We start from the raw sequence: 21,463 nt of genomic DNA on the forward strand, positions 1-21,463 counted from the left end.
AGCGCCTAGAGCTCTGTGCTGGACAGGATGCGCCAGCCGGATCGGCCACCATCCTCGATTTCATAAAACGCGCCGTGAGCGCCGATCACGGCGCGTGTTTGATTTTCGCCGAAGGTGGCCGACAGGATCGCGAACCCCGGTCCGAAATTCGCCTGAACGGCCCGCGTCAGGCCAAGCATCTGCTGCGCGGTTGGCGTGATGACGGGGCGGGCGGCAAGACCGGCGGGGATGGCACAGGTTGCCGCGCTGGCGGTGAAAATGAACTGCCGTCGATCCATGGGGCTGCCCCTCGCTTGAATAAATCTATTTTGAGTTGAAATCGTAAATTATGCAATTCCTTTTGCGGTACATTTTTTCGTAACGGCAATGGGTTGTGGCCGGGTCCAGGTATGGATCCGCCCCTGTCATGGGCATTCTGGCCTTATATTGTTGAGAGTGAAGGGTTTAGGGGGGATGGTGAGTGCCGCTTGGCTCATTGAATTGTCGTGACCGTGCGGCGTAATTGCGGTGGGCCATTAAGGAAAGTAAACGGCATATTCAATTCAGATGTGCGCTGCATCACAGCACAAAATGAAAAAGCCCGCGATACTCGCGGGCTTTCGTTTTTGCTGGTGTCTGTGCGGTGCGACCGGGAGGCCGCGCCCGGGGATTCGTCCGGATCAGACCTGCCGGACGGCCCCTTGGGCGGCGCTGGTGGTCAGCGCGGCATAGGCCTTGAGCGCGGTCGTTATCTTGCGCTTGCGCGGCTTGGCGGGCTGCCAGCCTTTCTCTTCCTGTGCGGCGCGGCGCGCGGCAAGGGTCGCGTCATCCACGGCTAGGTTGATGATGCGGTTCGGGATGTCGATCTCGATCAGATCGCCATGTTCGACAAGCCCGATGGTGCCACCCTCGGCAGCCTCGGGAGAGACGTGCCCGATGGACAGGCCCGAGGTGCCGCCGGAGAAGCGCCCATCCGTGACCAGGGCACAGGCCGCGCCCAGACCTTTCGATTTGAGATAAGACGTCGGATAGAGCATCTCCTGCATGCCCGGACCGCCGCGCGGGCCTTCGTAGCGGATGATCACCACGTCGCCTGCCTTGACCTTGCCGGTCAGGATGTCGTTGACCGCGTCGTCCTGGCTTTCGACCACATAGGCCGGCCCGGAGAATTTCAGGATGCTGTCATCCACCCCCGCAGTTTTCACGATGCAGCCCTGCTCGGCAAGGTTGCCAAACAGCACGGCCAGACCGCCGTCCTGGCTGAAGGCGTGTTCCTTGCTGCGGATCACACCCTTCTCGCGGTCAAGGTCCAGCTCGGGGTAGCGGCGGTCGGTGCTGAAAGCCTGCGTCGTGCGCACGCCGCCCGGCGCGGCAGAGTAGAACTCATGCACGGAATTGGCATCGGTCTGTGCCACGTCCCACCGCTTGAGCGCATCGCCCATGGTCGGGCTGTGCACGGTGGGCAGATCGCTGTGCAGCAGGCCGCCGCGATCCAACTCGCCAAGGATGCCCATGATGCCGCCCGCGCGGTGCACGTCTTCCATGTGAACATCGGATTTCGCCGGGGCGACCTTGCACAGGCAGGGCACCTTGCGGCTCAGCCGGTCGATGTCTTCCATGGTAAAGCCGATTTCGCCTTCGTGGCTGGCAGCGAGCAGGTGCAGCACGGTATTGGTCGAACCGCCCATGGCGATATCGAGCGACATGGCGTTCTCGAACGCTTTGAAATTGGCGACATTGCGCGGCAGGACCGAGGTGTCGTCCTGCTCGTAATAACGCTTGGCGATATCGACGATCAAGTGACCGGCCTCGATGAACAGGCGCTTGCGGTCGGCGTGGGTGGCCAGCGTCGAGCCGTTGCCCGGCAGCGACAGGCCAAGCGCCTCGGTCAGACAGTTCATCGAATTGGCGGTAAACATGCCGGAGCAGGAGCCACAGGTCGGGCAGGCGGCCTCCTCGATGGCCTGAACCTGCGCATCGCTGTATTTTTCATCCGCGGCGGCGACCATGGCATCGACCAGATCGAGCGCCCTCTCCTCGTCTTCCCAGACGACCTTGCCTGCTTCCATCGGCCCGCCGGAGACAAAGACGACGGGGATGTTCAGGCGCATTGCAGCCATGAGCATGCCGGGCGTGATCTTGTCGCAGTTGCTGATGCAGACCATGGCGTCGGCGCAATGGGCGTTGACCATATACTCGACGCTGTCGGCGATGATTTCGCGCGAAGGCAACGAGTAGAGCATGCCGTCATGGCCCATGGCGATGCCATCATCCACCGCGATGGTGTTGAATTCCTTGGCAACGCCGCCGGCGGCCTCGACCTCGCGGGCGACCATCTGGCCGAGATCCTTGAGATGCACGTGACCAGGCACGAACTGCGTGAAGCTGTTGACGATGGCGACGATCGGTTTGCCGAAATCGCTGTCGGTCATGCCGGTGGCTCGCCACAGGCCGCGCGCTCCGGCCATGTTGCGGCCATGGGTCGTGGTGAAGGAACGTAAACGGGGCATGGGTCTGCTTCCTTTCGATGGACTTGGCGCCTGTCATGCCATGGCTTGGGGCCCTTCCACAAGGGAGGTGTGGCGCAAACTCGGGTCTCGAACCTCACGGCCTTGCGCACGGTGCCCCAAGGGTTTCTTAACGCGCCCGGCGGATTGTCGTCCCCGGTACCAACCGAAAAAACCGGATTGAGGCGCGGCGGCTCTGACAAAGCCATGGCGCACAGCCCCTCGGGGATGTTCGATCTGTACAGGCGAATACGCCGGGCCTGACACGCCCGGCCATGCTGATCCGTATCTGGCGGCCGCCCTTTTCAGGACTTCACATCATCACACGCAAGACCCGCCCGGCAGATCCTGCCGTGGCGGGCGATGGCGCAGGGCGCGCGCTCTATTGCAACGCCGCACTGGCCGAAGCGGTCGCGAGCTTCCAGTCCTCGATCAAGGTGCCCTTCGTCTCCAGGCGGCTGGCGAGGTAATACAGCCGCTGCGTCGCCAGACCATCCGGTGCGGTCTCGAACCGTTGCTTGAGGTAATAGGGCGGGATCGCCTGGGAATAGAGCGTGGCCGTGACGGTCATCTGTGAGGGGTCGGTGCCCGCGGGCAGGGTCATGCGATACTCAAGGCTGTCCATCCCGGGCAGGAAGTCGCGATCGGCGGCGGCCTTTCCCTCCGGCAGCGTGGCTTTCATGAAGGCGGTGGTGATCTCGCTGTCGCCGAATTTCCGGGTGAATTCCGGGGTTCCGGGTTTCAGCGCCCCCAGCGGCGTCAGGCGATTGTCCTTGGGATGATAGACCCGGTGGACAAAGCTCGTGGTAAAGTCCCGCTCCGCGTTTTGCGTCAACTCTTCATAGATCTGTACCTGCGACTGGTCGGTGATGATCTGGTGATGGGGCTGGTAGAGCGCGATGGTTTCGCCGGGTGGCACCACATCGAGAAATTCGGTGTCGAGCGGCTGTTTGTGGCCATCGACGATCACGCCCGCACCATCGGTGCAGCCGGAGCACCAGACCGTCTTTCCACGCGCATCGACCGCTTTCACTTCGAGAAAGGCGCGGCGAAAGCCGACGCCGGAGGGCAGGCGGTGGCCAGTCTTGTTGGCGACGCGAACCTTGGCGACAAGCCCGCCGTACCCTTCGGCCAGCGATAGCCGGACATCGGCGGTTTCATGCGCGGCCTGCAGACCCATCGTGTCGATCGACAGTTGCGCGCCATTCTTGGCGTAGGTCATCGGGTCGGTCTCGCTCAGGCCCATTTCGTTGCGAAACTGGCTGAGCATTTCGACCATGAAGACATTGAGCCCGACGAAGTTGTGCCGCTTATAGCCGCTGCGGAAGGGCACATCGACCTCTTCCTGTGGCAGCAGGTTGGCCACATCCGGGTAGTTGCTGTCCTGAATGGTGGCGATCTGCGTGGTGATTTCGGGGATCGAGAGGGCGCCGTCGGCGCTCTGGAAATCCGACTTCATGTGGCAATCCTGACAGGATCGCGCGGTGCCGGGTTCGCTGTATAGGCTGTTGACCCATTCGATATAGGTCGCCTGTTCCACCGAATGCTGAAACTCGGTCAGCGCGTCGGGGAAGGTGACGCCGTATTGCTCCTTGAGGAAGCGTGCGCCGTTCTTTGCCGCATCGTTGAACACGGCCTGATCGGCGGCGGTATAGCCTTCGAGCGGCGCGTCCTTCGGCGCATCGACATTGGGCAGGTTGATGGTGTGGCAGGCGCCGCAGAGTTCGCTGTCCTTGATATAATCGTTCTGCACCGGGGTGATCCCCATGGCGTTTTCCATGGGCTTTTGACGCACATTCGGAAACGGGCCAATCAGCATGTCGGCATCTGTCGTGCGGAACACACCGGTGGTGCCGTTCATCAGATAGGTGTCGAGCTTGTTCAGCGCGGGTTGGCCGTCGGCCTGCTCGGGCGGGGCGATATGATGGCAGACGGTGCAGGAAATTCCCTCCCTCGCGAGGTTGCCGTACTCATGATAGGGATAAGTGCCATCGGCCTGCTGCGCGGCGACCTCTTCTTCGGTCAGCGGATCGTGCAGCAGGGTGTAAGACGGTTTGAAGTTGTTCGGATTCACGTCCGTGGCGGTGCCGTCATGGGCGTCGATCATCAACTGACGCTGGCCCATCGCGCCATGACACGAAAGGCATGTCGTCCCGAGATTGGACGCCAGATCGCCCGCGCCCGCCGCCTCCAAAAGGGCGAATTCGCTCTCAAGCTGGGCGAAAAAGATCGGATCGCGCCCGGCGAGGCCCATGGGCGACCAGCGCCATTCGCCATATTCGGAGATATTGTAACCCTGTCCATAGTCCGGGCCGGTCTGCAGGAACATGGTGGTGCCGGAGGGCGGCCCGCCAAGCCCGCCGTGACATCCGAGGCAGTTGTCCGAGGTCAGGAAATGCTGTGTGTCATCGGGGCGGGCGGGGACGTGGTCGAGCCATTCGCTTGGCAGGGTCTGCAGCGCGGTCCGGGCGATGTCGATGCCGCCCGTGGGCGGGAAGGCCCGGAGAAAATCGCGGTTCTGGGCCGTGGGCGATGCATCGACCGTGGCATTGGATTGCTCCAAAGCGTCCTGATCGTGAAAGTAATCCTCGATCAGGGCTGCCTGGGACTGCCCCGCGCCGGGACGCTGGGCGGGCGGCAGGTTGAAGGGGCCGGGCTTGAAAATCGGATCATTGCGCCAGCTTTCGTCAACGCGGAAGATCAACGGCTCCCCGGCAAAGCCCTCGATATTGTCGAGATCGGAAAAGATCAGCTCGGCATCCGCAGAGGCGTGGCAGCGCATGCACATGCCATCCGCCGCCTGCCCGGAGGCGGGATTGAACGGCGGTTTGAAGCTGTCGATTTGGGCGTCCTGCGCGACAGAGGCAAAGAACCAGCCGCCGTGGGACAGGCTGCTGTCCTTGACCATCACGGTCCAGTTGAGACCGCCGGTGCCCTTCAGGAAGGCCAGCATTTCGGCTTCGACCTTGGCGGGATCGCCGGGAGTCCTGCGCATGAGATCCGCGCGGTATTCGTTGTAGCGCGCCGCCGGAGGCGCGGCCATTTCCTTGACCGCCATGGCGCCATCCGGGATTGCACCCGCTCGCCCGCCTTCAAGCCAGGTGATCAGCTCCGGTGAATAGTAAATGCGCACGGCCGGATGCACGCCGTAGGGCGTTTCCAGCACGAAAGGCCCGGTGTCGCGCCAGCTTTTGTCGCGGACCCAGCCTTCGGCGGCAAAATCGCGCTGTGCAATGAACGGATAGAGCGCCGCCTGATAGTCCAACAGCGGCAGCTCGGATGGCAGCGGCAAGAGATCGCCCTGCGCCTGCATCGGCGCAGCCAGGGGCAGAAGCAGGAGAGCAAGGAGGGCGCGGATCCGGAGCATGGCAACAGCCTTTGAGGTAATAGTTTCGTCAGAATGCATGCAGAAATTGCGCGGCGCAAGGAAATTGACCCTTGGTCAGCCTGCGCCTCGCCTGCGATGCCAAAGCCGGGTCAGACCGCTTTGGGCTTCGGGGGCAACCCGGGCAATCAGCACCACCCCCGCCTCTGACAGGACCATTGTCGCCGGGGAGCCGCCGTCCTGACCAATGAACAGCAGCGCAGATTGTGTGCTGCCGGGCAGCGGCCAATGCGGCAGGGCTTCGATTTCGGGCAGGCCGTCCTCCGCCGTGGTGGCGAGGGCGTCGATATCGGCGTCGTCGCCCTTGAGCGCGTAGAGCATCTCGCCATCGAGACAGGCGGCGGTGAGGATCGCCCCGCCCGCCGCATCGACGAAGGTTTGCATTGTGTCCAGTGACGCTTGTGGAGCGGACCGAACACCGAACGAGCTGGCCAGTCTGTCCGGCGACACCCCTGTCTGCGTCGTATGGTCCGCCTGTGGCAATGGCGCACTGCGCACGCAGATCCGGTCCGCAGGGGCGCAGGCCTCGGTGATCGCCGTGATCAGGTCTTGCAGGGCCTGCGCAGATTCGTCTGAGTCCGGCTCCGAGTCAAAGCTGTGCGCGCGTCCGGTCTTCAGAAAGCCGACACGCAAAAGGCGGCGTCCGCTCACATCACATGTCAGCCAATCGCTCCCGTTGCTGGAAAACGTCAGGCGGCGCGGCAAGACCGTCGCCGTGATATGCGCCAGCACGAAACGCGGCGCATCGTTGGCGGTGTCGAGGGTCAGGGCGCGCCCGGCGTCGATGCCATGCGCCGCGGCCCGGATCAGGGCCTGCTGCAGCCCGGCGGTGGGGTCTTGACCGGTCATGGGACAGCCTGTCTCGGCGGGGCGGCCTTGAGCATCGCCGCACATAAGGTGCGGCTGGCGTCGAACACCCCGTCGAAGACCGCGGTCGGGGCAAAAACGGTACAGAGCACCTCGTGCGATCCGGGCGCGGCCCGGACAAAGACCTTCGTGCCGATGGGGTCGGCAAGGACAGCGGTTTCCGGTTCCCGTACAGCCCCGCAGGCGGAAATGCTCAGGAGCTCGGCGGCAAGAGTACAGAGCGCATCCAGATGTTCCTGCGGCCATTTGACGGCGCTGTCCCACGCGAGGACCGACCGTGCGGAAACATCCGCAAGGACGGCGATTTCGCAGCCCGCGAAACCTCTTCTGAACTCTGCAAGCGGTGCGCCAGTCATCAGCCCTCAGGGGTTGCCCGGATTATCATTGCCCCGGCACCGGTTAAGATGGCGTTAGACTGGCAAGGATCAGGCTGATGCCTGCGGCCCCGGTTGCTGTGGACGCCGGACGCGTTTCGGCACGACGCGCCGTGGCACGACCCCATCGCTGCAGGCCGCCGCCGGAGCAGGGGCCGGCGCGGTCTGGGCGGCGGAAACGGGTGCCGTGCCTTGCTTGATAGGGGCAAAGCTGACCGGGCCACGATCATGGCTCGGTGTTCCGAGATTTTCGACAAGTTCAACCAGCGATTCCACGAAGAGATCCGCACCGCAGCGTTGCAACGTATCCGGGTTTTCCGGGTCTGCCAGCGCTTCGAGCAGCGAGATCGGCAGCGCCTTGCTGAAAAGGCCGTGGGTCTCGTGGCGGACACGGGCGACAACGCGGTCGCGGTCTTTCTCGGTCTGCAACTTGTCCATGCGGGTGATCAGCAACAGGCTGTTGTCGTGCAGCGCCGCCGGAAGGCCCTCCCAAAGAGCGGCCTCGGATTGACGCCAGGCCTGCGTCGCGGGGGTGCACCAGATCACGCCGTCAACACGCGCCAGCATGCGCTCCCAAATGTCCTGCGGCATGTTCGGGTCCGATGTGCCGGGCATGTCGATCACGTCGCAGAACTCCAGCACCTCGGCCTGCAACTGGATGCGCACGGCTTGGGTCTCCTTGTGTGAGACCGCGTCGAGATCATTGGCCGCAATCGGCAACTCCGCACCGGAATTGTCGATCCGCAGCACCGCCGGATCGCCGAGCGTGTACCAGACGGGCGGCAACTGTGTCGCGGTGACCTTGACCGGAGAGACGCTCTGTCCGAGCAGCAGGTTGGCCAGTGTGCTCTTGCCGGCGCTGAATTCGCCCATGAGGGCGATGCGCGGACGTCGCGGATGGTGTGCCGAGGGGGTCGTTTGCAAGGCAGGTTGGGCGCTCATCGGGCAGCCTCCATGGAATAGCCGACGCCGGGCGCCGGGCGGGACAGAATACGATTGGCCTGCTGGGCGGCAGGATCCATGCCGTCGGCCGGGGCGGTGCCGGCACCGGCCATGTCGAGCAGGATCTTGCGATGCGCTGTCAGGAACCCGCCGAGCGTGTCGATGATGCTCTGCTCGAAGGGTTCGGCATTCTCCGAGATCAGCCGGTTGAGGATGGGTTGCGTTTCGGACTGGATCAGGCTGGCGAAATCATCCGCGCAGGCCTGATAGCCCTTGCGCCGCCGCCAGAACCGCGACCACCACGTGCCGCGCAGATCGAGCGCAATGGTCTGGCCCAGAACGATAGGCGGTTCCGGCTGTGGCAGGGGGGGCGAGGCAATGTCGGTCTGCATCCCGCCAAGATCGAATGCCTCCTGATACAGGCTGCTGATCTCCGCGGCACCGGCCGCGAGGCTCTCCTCCGCGTGTTTGACCACACTGCGCACATAGCGCTGATAGCTGGAGCGGAGCAGCACGCGCAGGCCGCAGGGATCATAGGTCCAGACTTCGAGCTCGCCATAGGATTCGAGATGCGCGAGCACGGCGGCGGTGGCGCGGCTGACGAAGGTGCGGCGGGAGTTCTCGATACGCTCTCCGAGCGCCTGTTGCAGGGGAATGAGACCGGAGACGAGATGCGAACGGGTGCGGTATTCGATGTCGTCGAGCGCCTTGATCAACGCGGCGGGTTCGATCCGGCAGGCCCCGCCAGCCTGCGCGGCGCTTGCCGTGCCCGCCACGACAGCCGCCGCCTTGCGGCTTTGGTCGAGGTTGGCGATCTCGACCTCGATTTCCTGCAGCAATTGCGCCCCGGCGCCGCTTTCTATGCGCCCGGCGATGGCTTTGCCCAGGGCCTGCATCCCGGACAGGTCCCAGACCATCTCCTCAAGGCTGTCGAAGGGGTTGTCCGGGTCGGCATGCGCCTCGGCCCAGCTCAGGAGCGCCTCGGCGCTGTCCTGCGCGAGGGTCTCGATGCCGTCGTCCATCGCCTGTCCGGCCCACAGGCCGCAGCCAAAGATGATCTCTGCCTCGGTCGGGCCACCGTGTTTGCGCAGGGTCTCGATGATGCTGGCGCGGATTTCCGGCACCTCGCGCGCCGGATCACCCAGCTCGTCGATGCGATTGACGAAAATGATCACATCGCGGGAGGCGACGTTGGAGATCATCCGGATGAGCGCAAGATCGACAGAGGTCAGCGCCTGCGTCGCGGCCAGAACCATCACGCACAGGCGGCTGCCGCGCAGGGCATTGATGGTGATCTGCTCGCGGATCATGAAGGTGTCGTTGACGCCGGGCGTGTCGCGGATGCACAGGTTGACCGGCAGCTCGGGCTGCGTGAACCACAGATCGGCGGTGCGGGTGATATCCGCGAAGCGGCCCTTCTGATCGTCGCTGGCGTCCTCCTCCCAGAAGTCATCCCCGAGGCAGACATAGCGTTCGATCAGACCGGCATCGAAGTTGTCATAATCGTGCGACTGCCCAAGCAGCAGCTCGAAGCGCTGGCCAAGGCGGTCGCGGGATTTCTGCCGCATCGCCTCAAGCTGCGCGCGGACCTTTTCCAATTCGTCGTCGGCCCCGGCGCGGCCCGCCAGCTCACCCATGCGTCCGCCGCGTTGCACGAGGTGGGTCCACTCGTCCTCGGTGAAGAACTTGAAGCGGGCATTGCCGGTGCTGCGGCGCTCGCCGGTGCGCAAATGCAGCCCTGTGACGACGGAGGTCCACGGGTTCACATCCGCAGGCAGCAGATCCTGCCAGCCAGTCAGGGCGTTGACCAAAGTCGTCTTGCCCGCCTTGACCTGGCCAATCATCGTGACGCTCGGCTCAAAGTCGCGGATCTTGCGCCGCAACTGGCGGGCGCGGCCCGCGATGGCGGCGGTCTCGGAACTGGCCGCGTCCTGAAGGCGGGCATCCAGCGCCGAAAGCCGCTCCGCCAGCGGGCGAAACCCGGCGAAGGTTCCTTCCAGCAATTGCGTGGCGCTCATGGGTGTCGGCATCGGGATCAGTCTCCTGTTTTCAGTGTTGGGCGGCCGTGGGGGCTTCAGGCTGCCAGGGCGCATTCCATGTCTTGCCGCACCTGTGCGAGCAGGGTGGCGGCGTCGGCCGCTTGCGTGGTCTCGGTCTCAAGGCCCAGGAGCACGATCAGCTCGCTGGCCTCGTTCAGCGTGTCGTGAAGCGCAGGCCAGTTTTCGGCAAAGGCGGGCTCATCCTCGGCAAGGTCGAGGCAGGTCTCGAAGGTTTGCTGAACCCGCTCCAGCACAGGACCGGCATCCTCCGGGGCGATGGTGTTTCGCTGCAGATCCGACAGCAGATCCCGTGCGCTTTGCCGCAGGGTCTGGAACATCCGCGCCAGCGTGGCCTGACCCTCGGCGGACGGCAGCGGCGCAGAGCGGGCCACAGCGGCAGATGCGGGACGGGCGGTGCCGGGGGCGGGCGCCACAGCGACCGGTGCGGCGGGGTGTTCCGGCTCTATGCCGTACTTGACGATGAGCAGATCAGCGGCGTCGAGGTCCTCGGCGCTGGCGTCCTGAATGATCCCCGTGATCCGGTCGCGCAGCGTCTCGGCGGCTTCGGGCCGCAGGGCGCGGCCATCCTCGGACAGGCCCAGCGGACAGGAGCTGTGCGCAAGGCCGCGCAAATCTCCGATGACCGTGGCGGCAGGCACATCGGTGGCAGCGATCAACGCGTGATCCTTGAGCGCCTCCGGGCCATTGAGCCAGAGGGTCTGCTCTTCCACGGTCCAGGCGCGGGAGCACCAGATCGCGATGTCGCAGCGCGCCGCCGCCCAGCGAAGGGCCGCGGCCATATCCTGCGGCGAGGCGTCGGCGACGACGTTCAGCACCGACATCCGGCGCAACGCCTCCACCGGCAGCGCGAGATCGACCAGGGCCGCATCCGCAGCCGGGGCAAAGGGCAGATCCGCTGCGCCGAGGATGGTCTGCCCGTCAAAGCGGGTGATCTTGGCGGTTGGCCGGGTACCGTGGCGCAGAAGGCAAGGCGCGGCTTGCTGACCCACCGCCAGAACCTCTGCCCCGACCAGGGCGTTGGCGACGGCTGCTTTGCCCGCATCGGGCAGGCCGAAGACGGCAAGCCGAACCGGGGCAGAAAGCCGCTCGATCAGCCGTTCGCAGCGCTGCATGGCGCGGGACGACAGGCCCGGCTGGTCCCGCAGGGCCGCCAGACGCGCCAGACTGTCAGCGGTCCGGCTCATAACGCGGAACGCCCGGTCAGCATGGCTGTAATGTTCTGACGCAGATCGAAGAGACTGCCGCGCACCGGATCGAGAAACCTCGGGTCGGCCACGGCCCCGGACCGGGTGGCTGTGTGCTCCATGTCCGCGAACGCGGGTTTGATCACGATCACCGAAGTATTGTCCTGTTCTGGCGAGTCCGCCTCGGCAACAGCTTCCATGAGCGCACGGGCGATCTGCTGGCTGGAGGCATGCCGGTGGTGGGACAGGATTTCCCGAATGCGATGCTCGCGCAGCACTTCCAGCCCGTCGCTAGCCATGACGATGATATCGCCGGGCAACAGCGGCAGCGGATCGGCGGGGCAGTCGATCAGGTTGATCGCGGCGCCGACGAGGGCGGAGGTCAGGCAGCTGCGCTGGGGATGGTTGCGGGCGGTTTCCTCGTCGATGGCCCCCTGTTCCAGCAGCAGGTCGATCTGCGGGGCGAGCGAATGCACTTCGTTGAGGCGCTGCAACTGGTCTTCGCGAAACAGGTAGAGCGCGGAGTCGCCTATGGAAATCCAGCTCATGGTGTCGTCGCGGATGAATGCCGTGATGACGGTGCCGCCCATGCCTTCCTGTCCCACACCGGCATCGACCTGATCGCGCAGGCTCTGGTTGGCGATCAGGATGGCCTGTCGCAGGCGCTCGCGGAGCGTTGCCTGATCCTTGCTGGCGGTTCGGCTGGCGATGTTGAATGCGCCAAAGACCTCGGAGACGATGATGCGCGCGGCCAGGTCGCCGTCATCATGGCCCCCCATGCCATCGGAGAGCACGGCAAAGCCGCTGTCGGCGCCGTTGGCAAAATTCGCGATGACCGCATCCTCTTGCCGCTGGCGCTGGCCGAGCGCGATCGCCGTGGCAACATCGGCAATCGGCTCAGTCATGGCCCGCCGCACCTTCGGCAGTCCGCGTCCAGCGGAAATCCGGGCCGCACAGGGCCACGAAGCGCAGGGTTGTCTTGCCGATGCGCACCTGATCGCCGTCCTGCATTTCTGCGGAGGACACCAGCGGCTTGCCGTTCAGGCGCACGAGATTTGACTTGCCGCCATGCCCGATCAGAACGGTGTTCTCCTCTTCGTCGTAGGCGATTGAGGCGTGGTTGTCGCGCGAGATGGAATCATCGCCGAAGTCGAGCGCAATGGTCTGATCCGTGCCGCGACCGATGGTCGACAGCCCTTGTCCCAGCGCAAAGGAGGCCCCCCGTCCGGGGCCGTCCACGATCACGATCCAACCCACCGGGCATTGAACGGACTGCGGCGCGGTGATTGCCTTGTCGGCGGCAAAGGCATCGACGGCGCTGTCATCGTTGTGAAACCCGAGCAGGCGCGTTTTGACCCGTCCGGCGCGCGCCGGGGCGGGGGCTGCGGGCTGGCGCGGTGGGGCAGGCTGCAGCGGGGCCTGCGGCGCAGGCTCGGCGGCGCGGGGCGGGATGGCGGGCGCGGCGGGAGGCTCCGCTGCGGCGGTGTCCGGTTCAATGTCCCAGATCCTGCGGCGGGCGGCCCCCGGCGCGGCGGGTTCCGGTGCTGAAGGCGCGGGGGTTGCTGGCGCGGGCGCCTGCGCCATCGGCGCTGACACCGGGGGAGCGGTCAGCTCGTCCGGGAGAGATGCGAAAAGGTCGTCCTCGTCGGCGTCGTCCTGGTCCATGGCGAGGCCAAGCAGCTCTTCGCCCATTGTCTTGCGCGGTCTTTCAAGCTCCCAGCGCGGCACCTCCGGCGGCGCTGGCGGCCTTTTGGCAGGGCTCGGCGCGCTGGACGGGTCGATGTCATCAAGCAGGGATGTCATCATTGCGGTCTCGTCCTGGGTGTCATCAGGGGAGACGCTGAGGGAGGGCTCCACCGTGCCCGAAGGCCTGCGTCGTGCGATGATGTTGCGAAAGCTCGACATGCTTATTCCTTCACTGGCTGCAGCACTGTTTTCGTCGCGTCGGTCTTGTTGGTCTGGAACAGGCCACGGACCCAAAGGCCAAACCGCGACGGTCTACCGGCCTGCTCCGCGAGCGCGGCAGCCTGTGCGGCCGCCTCTGCTTCGGCGCGGGCGCGGGCTTCCTCGGCTTCGCGACGCTGTTGCAGGGCCTGTTCGCGTTCGATCTCGACCCGGCATTCTTCAAGCTCGCGGTTGACGCTGGCCCAATAGGCGCGTTCCTCGGCCCGCTGCTGTTCCAGCGGATCGGGTGTATCGAGGATCAGCGTCCGGGCGCGGGGCGTCAGCGGCGCGTCGTCCTCTTCGAGGACACAGGCGGTCTCGGTTACCAGCTCGGAAATGCGCCGCTGCATGTCATCGCTGAGCAACGGACCTTCGTTGCGCTGGGGCGGGGCGCTCGGCTCATGGGTCGAGACCAGGTGTCTGGTCCCGCCAAAGCCCGACAGAAGGTCGATCCAGTCATGCGCCGTGCTCAGCCGGTCCTTGGCAAAGAGGCTGAGGCAGGTGTCAACAGCGGCCAGAAACGCGTAGTCATAGCCCGGAATTTTCCCGGCCAGTGAAACGTAGGGGTCCGGCATTTTCTGCGCGACGGCGGCGAGGCGGATATTGCTGTTCGGGGGCGGTCGTCCCACGATCAGGTGGTGAACCGTCGCCGCCAAGGCGTAGAGGTCGCTGGACTTTTCCTGCGAGCTGCCCGCGAGGTAGAATTCCTGCGGGGAATAGCCGTCCTTGACCGTATGGATGCGCGACAGCATGCGGGTTGCCCTTGCGGCATCCTCGCGCGCGGCGCCGAAATCAATGAGAACCGGCAGGCCGCCGGGCGCCAGCAGGATATTGTCCGGCGAAATGTCCCGGTGCAGCATGCCGTTGTCGTGCACATAGGCCAGCGCGTTCAGGAGATGCTTGACGATCCGGGTGACTTCGGAGGGCTCGAACAGGCCCGGCTGCGTCTCCAGCAGATCGAACAGGTCAGGGCCGTCGATGAAATCCATCGCCATATAGGCGGTGCCGTTGTCCTTGAATATCTGGTGGACGCCAACGATGTTGGGGTGTTCGAGCTGTGCCAGCGCGCGCGCCTCGCGCTCGAACAGCGACACCACCCTGTCGAAATCCGTCTCGTTGGACAGAGAGCGCAGCCGCACGGTGCCCTGCGTCCGGCAACACATCGCGCCGGGATAGCATTCCTTGATGACCACTTTGCGGCCGAGGCTGTCATGCGCAAGATAGGTAACGCCAAAACCGCCGGAATTGAGATAGCGCACGATGGTGTACTGGCCCTGACAGAGGACCGTGCCTTCCGGCAGTTCGTCGCCGAACGGCGCAGCGGCGTCCGGCGGGGAGGGCGACGTGGTTTCCATGATTTCACAGCCTCCTTTGGACCGGTCTGTCTGGATTGGAGCGGTGCGCAAGGGAACTGTTCCGGCGCGCCGCGGATCACTGTCCAAAAGAGCCACCCAATTGGGCGGAAAGGTGTCGGAGCGCTGGCGACCAGCCGACTAAACGCTAAAATGCGACACATTTGAATTTCATGAAAATCGTCTCGACACCGGGAAGGGGCCGGTTCGACCGGCGTCGCCCGCACAAGGCGCACCGGCCCCCCGCGTCACGCCAGCCGTGCGATGCGGGCCGTGCTGATCTGCGCCGGTGTCGCTGTGAAAGAAAAAGGCCGGATCGTGGTCTGTCACGGTCCGGCCCAAGTGTCATGTGTTATTGGCCTGTGGCCGCGCGCGGGTCAGGGGCTGCGCGCTTATTCTCCCAAGGCGATGCCTTCGCGTCTGGGATCGGCGCCGCCGCTGAGCGTGTCCGACACGGCGATGGCATGCAGGCCGGAGTTCAGATCCCGCACGTTGACCTCAAATCCCAGGTCGGTCAAAGCGCCTTCGAACCCGGCGGCGTCGGTGCCCGCTTCAAGGTCGTAGGTTCCAAACCGGTTGACCAAATGGGGCATCGCCACGGCTTGCTGCACGTCCATACCCCAATCCATGTTGGCGACGATGGCCTGTGCCACATAGCCGATGATCCGGCTGCCGCCCGGCGATCCGATCACAAGGCTGGGCTTGCCGTCCGTCATGACGATGGTCGGGGACATCGAGGACCGGGGCCGCTTGCCCGGCTCAAGGCGGTTCGCGATGGGGAGTCCGTCGCTGTGCGTGCGGAAGGAAAAATCGGTCAGCTCATTGTTCAGCAGGAAGCCGCGCACCATGAGACGCGAGCCAAAGCCGTTCTCGATGGTTGTCGTCATCGACAGCGCATTGCCGTATTGATCGACAATCGAGATATGCGAGGTGGACGGAAATTCGATCGCCTCGTCATCGGCCCAAAGCATGGCGTGATCCCATTCGGGCGATCCGGCAGAAACCTCCGTCAGGGCCGCATCGCCGCCCAGGAGCGCCGCGCGCTCATCGAGATAGGCCAATGCGGTCAGGCCCTTGGTCGGCATTGGCACGAAATCGCTGTCGGCCATGTAACGGCCACGATCCGCAAAAGCCAACCGCGAGGCATCCCCGATCAAGCGCCAGGCCTCGGCACTGTCCGGGCCCATGGCGGCCAGATCGTAGCGATCCAGCATGCCGAGGATCTGACCAACGGTCAGCGCGCCGGAGGAGGGCGGCCCCATGCCGCAGACCTCGCTCGTGCGGTAAGGCACGCAGACCGGTTCGCGTTCAATCACTTCGTAGATGGCCAGATCCGTGGCGCTGAGGACACCGGGATTGCCCGCCGCCGTGCGCACCGTTGCGACGATATCGTCCGCAATCGGGCCGGTATAGAAGGCATCGCTGCCATGGGCGGCAATCAGGCGGAGCGTGTTGGCATACTCTGCATTGATCAGCGTATCACCGGCCTGCAGCGCCTCGCCATCGGGAAAGAAATAATCGGCGGTTCTGGAAAACCGTTGCAACCTTTCGGCCCCGCCCTCGATGGCACCGGCCAGGCGTCCGGATACGGTAAAGCCGTCCTCCGCCAGGGAAATCGCCGGACCGAACAGACCGGCCCAATCCGCGCGGCCCCAACGCGCGTGGGCCTCTTCCATCAGCATGGGCGTCCCCGGGGTTCCGACCGACCGGCCTCCGACGACCGCATCCCAAAAACCCAAAGGTTCGCCATCGTCCGACTGAAACAGCGTCGGTGTCGCCTCCAAGGGCGCGGTTTCGCGCCCGTCGAGCGTCGTGACCTCTCCGGACGTCGCATCGTACCACACCAGAAACGCCCCGCCGCCGAGCCCGGAGGATTGCGGCTCCACCAGCCCCAGAACGGCCTGTACCGCGACCATGGCGTCGGCCGCGGTGCCACCTTCGCGCAACACCGCTGCCCCGGCTTCGACGGCGAGGGGATTGGCCGCAGCAACCATCCAGGTCTGCGCTGTGGTGGGGCTCCCGGCCTCCTTCGTCGCCAGCGCCGCCTGTGCAGCGTCCGACAGGGTGTCGAACGCGGACAGGTCGCTGCTCGTTTCCGGGGCAACGGCATCTGCGGCCTGTTGTGCGATGGATGGTGTCAGGAAGAACGCGGTGAGTGCCACCGACGAAAGCAGGGTGCGTATCATGTGAGTATCCTCATTGGCTGCGCACCGCCAACTCTGACGCAGTGACCGCAGAATGCAACGGTGAACACGCATAAGATGTATTTACGCTGTGTGGCAGGCTGCGTGTATGCGCCGCCTGAATGTAACCGCCGTCACAACAGGCCGGCGTTCATCGACGCAGGCCGCAGCGTTGCGCTGCATGTCGTCAAAGCGGGACGAAAGGGGGACAAGCAGCCTGCGCATCGCCCACCGCGCTGATCGTGATAAACTATTCTGCAGAAAATGGTGCCCCCACACGGACTCGAACCGCGGACCTACTGATTACAAATCAGTTGCTCTACCAGCTGAGCTATAGGGGCGCCTGGACGGTTTGTGTTTCGAAACCGTCTGAACAAGCCTCGTTTAACCGAGGCTAATTCGAAGGACAATAGGGTTATCGCAAGGATTTTCGCGTGTTCAGGACTTTGGCTTGCGGCGCAGTGGCGCGTCGCCGCCGCGGTTCGTCGGTTTGGTGGCGCGTTTGCTTGGATCGCTGTTGTGCGCAGGTTTTCCAGTGCCGCGGGGCTTGCCGTCCGGCGACTTGCCGGGGCCGGAGCCAAACGTCTTGCCTTTGGGTTTTCCGAACGGCTTTGCGCCCGGCTTGCCCGCTGGTCTCGCGCCGGGCTTTCCGGCGGGTTTGCCCGCAGGTTTGCCGCCAAATTTTCCGGCCGGTTTGGGACCGGATTTGTCGAATGGCTTGCTTTTTGGTTTGGCGCGCGGCGCGCTGTCCTCTCGCGGTGCCTCGTCTCTCGGCGGGGCGCTTTTGCGCGGCGCGGGGGCCTCGTCGGTCGTCGCCCGGGCAGGCGCGGGGGCGGGGCGGTCGGGTCGCGGGCCGCGCTCCGGGGTTCTGCGCGCGGGCGGCTTGCCCGAAGGGCGCCGGGGCGCCGGGGCGTTGATGCCCTCGGGCTCGCCGTTCAGGCGGGTCGCGAACACTTCATTTTCAAGCAAACCGTCACTGCCGAGCTGTGCCTGCAGCCCCGGCGCGGCGGTTTCGGCAATCTCGACCAGCGTTTCGCTCTCCTGAACGCGGATGCGTCCGATGTGGTCCTTGTCGAGATTTCCGACCCGGCACAGCAGGGGCAGAAGCCAGCGGGCTTCGGCATTCTTGTCGCGGCCAACGCTGAGCGAGAACCAGGCGGAGGGGCCGAACGCGGCGCGGGGTTCGCGCACCGGGCGCTCGCCCGGCTTGTTCAGCTCTTCAGGTGCGGACAGGCCGGCCCGGAACAGGCGCAGGCAGGCGGCAGCGACCTTTTCGGGTCCATGCTCTTCGAGCAGTTTGGCGGCGAAGGCCTTGTCGTTGTCGCTGATCTCCGCGTCCCAGGTCTCATCGGACAGCAGGCGTGCCTCGTCGGAGGCGAGGATTTCCTCGGCGCTTGGCGCGTGGATCCATTCGGCTTCGATCTTGGCCCATTTGAGCAGACGGGCGGCCTTCTTGGAGACCTTGTCCGGCACGATCAGCGCCGACATGCCTTTGCGCCCGGCGCGTCCGGTGCGGCCGGACCGGTGCAGCAGGGCTTCGGTGTTGGTGGGCAGATCCGCATGGATCACCAGATCGAGGTTCGGCAGATCGATGCCGCGCGCGGCGACATCGGTCGCCACGCAGACCTTGGCGCGCCCGTCCCGCAGAGCCTGAAGCGCATGGCTGCGCTCGTCCTGCGACAGCTCGCCGGAGAGGCTCACAACCGAGAAACCCCGGTTGGCAAAGCGCGCGGTCAGGCGTGCAACGGCGGCGCGTGTGTTGGCAAAGACGATGGCGGTGGGGGCATCGTGAAAGCGCAGCAGATTGATGATGGCGTTCTCGGTGTCACGCTGCGTGACCTGAACCGCCTTGTAGGAAATGTCCGCGTGCTGGGATTTTCCGGAGATCGTCGAGATGCGGACCGCGTCGCGCTGGTACTGCTCGGCAAGCTTGGCGATGGAGGGAGAGACCGTGGCGGAGAACATCAGGGTGCGGCGGTCTTCCGGCGCCTCGCCGAGCATGAATTCCAGATCTTCGCGAAACCCGAGATCGAGCATCTCGTCTGCTTCGTCGAGCACCACGGCACGAATGTCGGTCAGGTCGAGCGCGCCGCGCGTGATGTGATCGCGCAGACGGCCGGGCGTGCCGACAACCACATGTGCACCGCGCTCAAGCGCGCGGCGTTCGTCGCGGGCGTCCATGCCGCCGATACAGGAGGTGATGCGTCCACCGGCCTTGCCATAGAGCCAATCGAGCTCGCGCTTGACCTGCATGGCCAGTTCGCGGGTCGGCGCGACGATCAAGGCAAGCGGCGTCGCGGGCGGCCCGAACCGGGCATCCTCGCCCATGAGCGTGGGCGCAATAGCAAGGCCAAAGCCGACGGTCTTGCCCGATCCGGTTTGTGCCGAGACAAGCAGGTCGGACCCGCTCAGATTGTCTTCGGTGACGGCAACCTGCACGTCGGTCAACTGGTCAAAACCTCGCTCGGCGAGGGCATCGGATAGGGTCGAGATCATCGGTGGAATGTCCGGGGTAGGGAGGCCGGGAAGGGCAAGAGGCCTGCGATACCCGAAAGCCGCCGTGAAGTCCATCCATTCGTTATCTGCGGGAGCCGACAGGGAGGGAATCGTGGGCGAATCGTGCGTGGTTTGGCCTTTGGGATTCGGTCTGTGAGGGGAGGGATGTGATCTGTATCACACTAAAATCATTGAATTTTGAGTCTGTCACGGCTTCGGCATCGGGAGAATTCGGGGAGATGTCGGGAAATCGCGACGGATTGCGAAAATTTCTTTTGTCCGGATTTCGAATCAGTTGCCCGCTGACGTCGTGCCATGGCGGTGTCTTGTTCGCGATGGTTTCCAATCGGTTACTTCGCCGCCGCGCAATACATGTATTAATTGTGTTTACGTAACGTCCGCACACGTCACAGCAAGCAAGCGTTTTTTTCGGAAAAGTTTCCTTGCCCGAATTTGGTTTCTCTACCTATGGTTTACCTCGATCATTCAGGCCGTCGCAAAAGAGCGGCTCTGCAACATCGGTCATCACTGGATAACAGGGGTTTATTACCATGGCTTTTCTCGCTCTGCCGGAAGGCGCACTCAATTGGAACGGGGGCAAACGGATCACTTTGAGGGCCGGGGAAACCGCGACCTGTACAACGCTGAATCCCGGTCAGCTTTACGCTGTGTTCGTGTACAATTCGGCGCAGCATGACACCAATGCGACTCTTTTCGTGAACTGGTCCAACAAAGAGCCGCCGAAGCAGGTGACGATACCGGGTACGACGGCGAATGCCGGCCTTGCCTCTCTTGCGTTTGTGTCCGGGTCCGACACGCAGACGGTGAGTGTTTCCATGCCGTCCAATTCGGGGATGGCGCAGGTCGAGATCTGGCTTGGCAGCGTTTCCATGCCCACCGACACCACCGGGCTCACCAATGAACAGCTGCCCGCCGATGGCGCACAGCATGAGTTCAACAAGTATCGCCGCTATTGGTCTGTTCCTGCCTCCAGCTGGCATCAGCTGACCATCGTCAGCACGATCACGCAATTCATCTCGGTGCAGTTCACGTCGTCGAAGGCCGTTGTCTATGTCGTCGGGGAGACGCCGAATGGCCTGCTCGACGGGCAGGTGGTCAGCGTCGGCGCCGCGGCAGAGCCGGGCGTGGTCACGCCGCATCTGACATCGTCCCGGAGTGTGATGAACACGATTTCGGGCGGCGGTTTCCAATATGTCTGGATGAACGCTGACAGTGAACAGGATTCGTCCGAAGCAACGATTTCGCTGCAGTCGATCTGACCTGACGCATCTGCGTCAGATCCGGCGTCAAAGCCGGTGCCGGAGCGCGAATCCCGCAGTCCGGCACCGGCGCGAAACCGGAGGAGAATACCTCGGCGATTGACTGGAACGATGGACGATTGATCACGATCAAGGGTGGCACATCCGCGCGCTGTGCCGCCCTGACCAAGGGAGAATTGTATGTCGCCTTGCTCTACAATACGTCGCCCCATGCCCAGAGCGTGGATGTGACCGTGGTCTGGAGCAACGATGTGCCCCCCGGACGGGTCACGCTGCAATCCACCACCAACGATCAGGGGCCCGCGGGCATGATCTTCGTGTCCGGAGAGGATACGGAGTTTTTGACCCTCTCGATCGGCGTCGGAAGCACGGCAACGGTCGAGGCGCTGATGGTCAGCGTGTCGATGCCCGCCAATACCAATGGAATAACCGCCGAGACGCTGCCAGCGGACGGGCAGTTCCACAGTTTTCCAAAGTTCACACGCTATTGCGCCGTGCCGCCCGAAGGGTGGTCCGCGCTGACGGTACAGAACCTCTCGACCCAGTTCATCAGCGTTCAGATGCGCCGGGAGGCGGCGGTGGTGCGGGTCAACCGTTCGGGCCCGACGCCGCTCTATGACGGCCAGCTGAGCAAATTCGGCAAGACGGCCAAGTCGAAGAACGTCGTTCAGCTTGAGACGAGCGGCCAGTCGACCTTTACGGACGATCGGGTCAAGGGCAACGGCACGCGCTGGGTCTGGATTTCGGCGGACAGCACCCAGAATTCGAGCGATGCGAAAATCGCGCTTCAGAGCCTGTCGTTCATCCGGTCCCTTGTCGCCACGAGCGCGCAGGGGCTGTCGCGCCTGTTCAGGGGGGCGCCGGACTAGACACCTTGCCGGTGCCGCAATCGAGGGCGGTCACACCTGCA

15 protein-coding genes and 1 tRNA gene are annotated in these 21,463 nt (G+C 64.3%); 2 read left to right on the forward strand and 14 right to left on the reverse strand.

The window, feature by feature from the left end; translation table 11 throughout:
* Positions 1–5: 5 nt before the first annotated feature.
* The 14 genes from ACN2XU_RS14625 to ACN2XU_RS14690 form a co-directional block, all read right to left on the reverse strand.
* Positions 6–278 (reverse strand): hypothetical protein, encoded by a 273-nt coding sequence (locus tag ACN2XU_RS14625; RefSeq protein ID WP_419411195.1) that lies wholly within the window; start codon positions 276–278, stop codon positions 6–8.
* Positions 279–659: 381 nt separating this feature from the next.
* Positions 660–2,489, reverse strand: a complete 1,830-nt coding sequence (ilvD, locus tag ACN2XU_RS14630) for a dihydroxy-acid dehydratase (RefSeq protein ID WP_419411196.1) — start codon at positions 2,487–2,489, stop codon at positions 660–662.
* 379 nt (positions 2,490–2,868) lie between these two features.
* Complete coding sequence (locus tag ACN2XU_RS14635; protein ID WP_419411197.1) at positions 2,869–5,853, reverse strand: hypothetical protein; 2,985 nt, start codon at positions 5,851–5,853, stop codon at positions 2,869–2,871.
* A 75-nt stretch (positions 5,854–5,928) separates the two neighbouring features.
* Positions 5,929–6,720, reverse strand: a complete 792-nt coding sequence (locus tag ACN2XU_RS14640) for a hypothetical protein (protein WP_419411198.1) — start codon at positions 6,718–6,720, stop codon at positions 5,929–5,931.
* Positions 6,717–7,094 (reverse strand): hypothetical protein, encoded by a 378-nt coding sequence (locus ACN2XU_RS14645; RefSeq protein ID WP_419411199.1) that lies wholly within the window; start codon positions 7,092–7,094, stop codon positions 6,717–6,719. Before ACN2XU_RS14645 ends, ACN2XU_RS14640 begins: the two co-directional genes overlap by 4 nt.
* A gap of 69 nt (positions 7,095–7,163) precedes the next feature.
* Complete coding sequence (locus ACN2XU_RS14650; protein ID WP_419411200.1) at positions 7,164–8,054, reverse strand: dynamin family protein; 891 nt, start codon at positions 8,052–8,054, stop codon at positions 7,164–7,166.
* Positions 8,051–10,084 carry a dynamin family protein gene (locus ACN2XU_RS14655; protein WP_419411201.1) on the reverse strand — a complete coding sequence of 678 codons (2,034 nt, stop codon included), beginning with the start codon at positions 10,082–10,084 and terminating at the stop codon, positions 8,051–8,053. Before ACN2XU_RS14655 ends, ACN2XU_RS14650 begins: the two co-directional genes overlap by 4 nt.
* 44 nt (positions 10,085–10,128) lie before the next feature.
* Positions 10,129–11,298 carry a hypothetical protein gene (locus tag ACN2XU_RS14660; protein ID WP_419411202.1) on the reverse strand — a complete coding sequence of 390 codons (1,170 nt, stop codon included), beginning with the start codon at positions 11,296–11,298 and terminating at the stop codon, positions 10,129–10,131.
* The gene (locus ACN2XU_RS14665) at positions 11,295–12,203 is read right to left on the reverse strand and encodes a PP2C family protein-serine/threonine phosphatase (protein WP_419411203.1); all 909 of its coding nucleotides are present in this window, start codon (positions 12,201–12,203) and stop codon (positions 11,295–11,297) included. The genes ACN2XU_RS14660 and ACN2XU_RS14665 overlap by 4 nt, the downstream gene beginning before the upstream one ends.
* Entirely contained in the window at positions 12,196–13,203 is a 1,008-nt protein-coding gene (locus tag ACN2XU_RS14670) for an FHA domain-containing protein (RefSeq protein WP_419411204.1), read from the reverse strand. The genes ACN2XU_RS14665 and ACN2XU_RS14670 overlap by 8 nt, the downstream gene beginning before the upstream one ends.
* A 2-nt stretch (positions 13,204–13,205) precedes the next feature.
* Positions 13,206–14,597 (reverse strand): serine/threonine-protein kinase, encoded by a 1,392-nt coding sequence (locus ACN2XU_RS14675; RefSeq protein ID WP_419411205.1) that lies wholly within the window; start codon positions 14,595–14,597, stop codon positions 13,206–13,208.
* A gap of 389 nt (positions 14,598–14,986) precedes the next feature.
* Positions 14,987–16,780: a gamma-glutamyltransferase gene (gene ggt / locus ACN2XU_RS14680; RefSeq protein WP_419411206.1), complete on the reverse strand. Its 1,794-nt coding sequence runs from the start codon at positions 16,778–16,780 to the stop codon at positions 14,987–14,989.
* A 262-nt stretch (positions 16,781–17,042) separates the two neighbouring features.
* Positions 17,043–17,118, reverse strand: a tRNA-Thr gene (locus ACN2XU_RS14685).
* Positions 17,119–17,215: 97 nt separating this feature from the next.
* On the reverse strand, positions 17,216–19,273 hold the full coding sequence (locus ACN2XU_RS14690; RefSeq protein WP_419411207.1) for a DEAD/DEAH box helicase: 2,058 nt from the start codon (positions 19,271–19,273) through the stop codon (positions 17,216–17,218).
* Positions 19,274–19,824: 551 nt separating this feature from the next.
* Between ACN2XU_RS14690 and ACN2XU_RS14695 the strand changes: the two genes are divergently transcribed.
* Complete coding sequence (locus tag ACN2XU_RS14695) at positions 19,825–20,553, forward strand: hypothetical protein (RefSeq protein WP_419411208.1); 729 nt, start codon at positions 19,825–19,827, stop codon at positions 20,551–20,553.
* Between the two features lie 119 nt (positions 20,554–20,672).
* Positions 20,673–21,422: a hypothetical protein gene (locus tag ACN2XU_RS14700; RefSeq protein ID WP_419411209.1), complete on the forward strand. Its 750-nt coding sequence runs from the start codon at positions 20,673–20,675 to the stop codon at positions 21,420–21,422.
* The last annotated feature ends 41 nt before the right edge of the window (positions 21,423–21,463 follow it).

This window comes from Pacificoceanicola niger, assembly GCF_048553275.1.
Classification (GTDB): Bacteria; Pseudomonadota; Alphaproteobacteria; order Rhodobacterales; family Rhodobacteraceae; genus Pacificoceanicola.